General features: G+C 68.3%; 1 protein-coding gene. It reads right to left on the reverse strand.

Going from position 1 to position 1,013, the window contains the following annotated elements; translation table 11 throughout:
* Positions 1-114: 114 nt before the first annotated feature.
* Positions 115-768 carry a TetR/AcrR family transcriptional regulator gene (locus NBZ85_RS31355; RefSeq protein ID WP_261560782.1) on the reverse strand — a complete coding sequence of 218 codons (654 nt, stop codon included), beginning with the start codon at positions 766-768 and terminating at the stop codon, positions 115-117.
* Positions 769-1,013 lie beyond the last annotated feature (245 nt).

The raw sequence follows: 1,013 nt of genomic DNA on the forward strand, positions 1-1,013 counted from the left end.
CCCGGTGACGATCGCCGTCGGTGTCTTCGCGTCTGCCGTTCCGCCCTCGTTGCGACGAATTTCGCTTGCGGTGTTATTTGTAATTTTTTTACTCCTTGTAGTCGAGACCCGCGGCTACCCCTGCAGCTCGCTCTGCCTCTCGACCTGCATCAGGGTGAGCAGCTCGGATTCCGCCGGGGGCAGCGGCGCCGGGGTCGCGGCGGCGGCCTGCAACCCGTCGAGCAGGAGGGCGATCAGCCGAGCGGAGCTGTCCTGGGCGTGCACGCCGGCACGGTGGATGAGCCCGGCGTTCGCCATCAGAATGATCAGGATGTCCTGTGGGGCGAAATCGGCGCGCAGTGCCCCGGCGTCCTGCGCCCGGCGGATGGTGCGCACCACGTCCCGCCGGGCGTTGTCGCGCGCCGCATCGATTGCGGCGTCCGGAAAGGCGTCACTGGTCAGCAGGTCGGCCAGCCCACGATCCGTGGCCTGCATCCGGCACAGCGATGTCAGGTAGCCACGCAGTGCGTTCCACGGATCGGGCTCCGCAGCCGCGGCGGCGGCCATCCTCGCGTATCTTTCCATCTGCTCGGACAGGGCGGCGGCGACCAGCTGGCAGCGCGAGCCGAAATGCCGGTAGAGCGTGGCGTTCCCGACGTTGGCGCGCTGCGCGATCTCGTCCAGCGAGGCATGGATGCCCTGCTCCGCGAACACCCGGCGAGCGGTGGCCAGAATGGCCTGCCGGTTGCGGCGGGCATCCGCGCGGATGGCCGGCTCAGGACCAGACATCCAGTCATCGTAGCCATGAGCGCGGACGTGGCCCCCGGTTTTGGTAGCGTGGTCGACGAACCGGGGATGCGTCCCCGGTGGGGCGCTGGAAGCGCGCAGGCATGGGAAAGAGAAACCGGCTCGGGAAAACGTCACCACCAGATGAGGGCAGGGTCATGGACACTCAGCGCTTCACGCGCCAGCTGATGGCCGGTTTCGGTCCCGGTGAGCAGGAGCGTCTGGGCGGGGCGACGGTACTTGTGGCC

It is taken from the genome of Frankia tisae (assembly GCF_025403405.1).
GTDB classification, from domain to species: Bacteria; Actinomycetota; Actinomycetes; order Frankiales; family Frankiaceae; genus Frankia; species Frankia tisai.